We start from the raw sequence: 2,095 nt of genomic DNA on the forward strand, positions 1-2,095 counted from the left end.
TCTCGAAGCCCGACATCCAGATGGACTGGCACACCGCCACCGGCTACGTCTCCATCACCATCGCGGCCTACGAGGAGACGAAGAAGTCGGGCTTCTATGACAAGAACCCGGGCGCCGAGCTGGCGGTCAAGCAGCTCACCAACAAGCCGCCGACGGCGAACTCGAAGGGCCTGCGCTTCGGCAACTACGTGCAGGGCCGCGAGGTGATCGAGGAGGAGATGGAAGCGGTATTCGCGGGCAAGAAGGATGCGAAGACCGCGATGAACGACGCGGTGAAGCGCGGCAACGACATCCTGAGGAAGTTCGAAGCCGCGAACAAGTAAGTCAGTAAGTGGAAAAGCGGGTCGTTTTCCGGTCTGCGTGGCTGCCGTATGCGCTGGTGGCCCCGCAGATTGCCGTCACGATCATTTTCTTCTTCTGGCCCGCCGTGCAGGCGGGCTGGTACTCCTTCCAGCTCCAGGACGCGTTCGGCGAGCGCACCCAGTTCGTCGGCCTGGCGAATTTCGCCGCGCTGTTCAACGACTCGAGCTACCTGCACTCGTTCCGCATCACCGCGCTGTTCAGCGCGCTGGTGGCCGGCGCGGGCATCGCCATTTCGCTGCTGCTTGCCGCCATGGCCGACCGGGTCATGCGCGGCGCGCTCGCCTACCGCACGCTGCTGATCTGGCCCTACGCGGTGGCTCCCGCGGTCGCGGGGGTGCTGTGGCTTTTCCTGTTCGCGCCGTCGATCGGCATCGTCACCTTCGCGCTGCGCGCCATCGGCATCCACTGGGACTGGGTGCTGCAGGGCGACCAGGCCATGCTGCTGGTGGTGATCGCCGCGACCTGGAAGCAGATCAGCTACAACTTCCTGTTCTTCCTCGCCGGCCTGCAGTCGATCCCGCGCTCGCTGATCGAGGCGGCGGCGATCGACGGCGCGGGACCCGGGCGGCGCTTCTGGACCGTGGTGTTCCCGCTGCTCTCGCCCACCGCGTTCTTCCTCCTGGTGGTAAACGTGGTGTACGCGTTCTTCGACACCTTCGGCGTGATCGACGCCACCACGCAGGGCGGGCCGGCCGGCGCCACGCAGATCCTGGTCTACAAGGTCTACTACGACGGCGTGAAAGCGGCCGACCTGGGCGGCTCCTCGGCGCAGTCGGTGATCCTCATGGCGATCGTCATCGCGCTGACGGTGGTGCAGTTCCGCTACATCGAGCGCAAGGTGCAGTACTGATGGTGGAGAACCGTCCCTGGCTGAACCTGTTCTCCCACGCGGTGCTGATCGCGGGCATCGTGGTGGTGGCGTTTCCGCTCTACGTCACGTTCGTCGCCTCGACGCGCACCCTGGAGGAAATCCTCACCGTGCCGATGCCGCTGCTGCCCGGGGACCAGCTATGGCAGAACTACTCAACGGTGCTCGGCACCGGCACCACGCGCGGCATCACCAGCGGCCCGGTGGCGCAGATGATGCTGAACAGCCTGGTGGTGGCGCTCGCCATCGCGCTCGGCAAGATCGCGATCTCGATCATCGCCTCGTTCGCGATCGTGTTCTTCAAATTCCCGCTGCGCAATTTCTTCTTCTGGATGATCTTCGTCACGCTGATGCTGCCGGTCGAGGTGCGCATCATCCCGACCTTCCAGGTGGTCTCCGATCTTGGCATGATCAACAGCTACGTCGGCCTGACCCTGCCGCTCATCGCCTCGGCCACCGCGACGTTCCTGTTCCGCCAGTTCTTCCTCACCATCCCTGACGAGCTCGCCGAGGCGGCGCGCATCGACGGCGCCGGGCCGATGCGCTTCTTCTGGGACGTGATCCTGCCGCTGTCGAAGACCAGCATCGCCGCGCTGTTCGTCATCCAGTTCATCTACGGCTGGAACCAGTATCTCTGGCCGCTGCTGATCACCTCGGACGAAAGCCGCTACACGGTGGTCATGGGCATCAGCCGCATGGTGAACGTGATGGACGCCGGCGCCGAATGGCATCTGGTGATGGCGACCGCGCTGCTCGCCATGCTGCCGCCGGTCGCCGTGGTGCTCGCCATGCAGCGCCTGTTCGTGCGCGGCCTCGTCGAGACGGAGAAGTGAACCGATGGCGACCGTCGGCATCAGCGGCGTG

At 65.1% G+C, this 2,095-nt stretch carries 2 protein-coding genes and 1 pseudogene; all 3 read left to right on the forward strand.

Annotated elements, in window-relative coordinates; genetic code table 11:
• Positions 1 to 323 (forward strand): annotated as a pseudogene (locus tag VFM98_RS24510) (sn-glycerol-3-phosphate ABC transporter substrate-binding protein); the annotation flags it as partial.
• A gap of 8 nt (positions 324 to 331) precedes the next feature.
• On the forward strand, positions 332 to 1,213 hold the full coding sequence (ugpA, locus tag VFM98_RS24515) for a sn-glycerol-3-phosphate ABC transporter permease UgpA (RefSeq protein WP_325112508.1): 882 nt from the start codon (positions 332 to 334) through the stop codon (positions 1,211 to 1,213).
• Positions 1,213 to 2,064, forward strand: coding sequence for a sn-glycerol-3-phosphate ABC transporter permease UgpE (gene ugpE, locus VFM98_RS24520; protein ID WP_325112509.1), 852 nt, complete (start codon positions 1,213 to 1,215; stop codon positions 2,062 to 2,064). The genes ugpA and ugpE overlap by 1 nt, the downstream gene beginning before the upstream one ends.
• Positions 2,065 to 2,095: the final 31 nt, after the last annotated feature.

Origin of the sequence: Ramlibacter sp. (assembly GCF_035706265.1) — a bacterium.
Lineage (GTDB): Bacteria > Pseudomonadota > Gammaproteobacteria > Burkholderiales > Burkholderiaceae_C > Ramlibacter.

Coding starts and splice junctions, on each gene's coding strand:
- ugpE (WP_325112509.1), top strand. CDS start 1,213: ATGGTGGAGAACCGTCCCTGGCTGAACCTGTTCTCCCACGCGGTGCTG.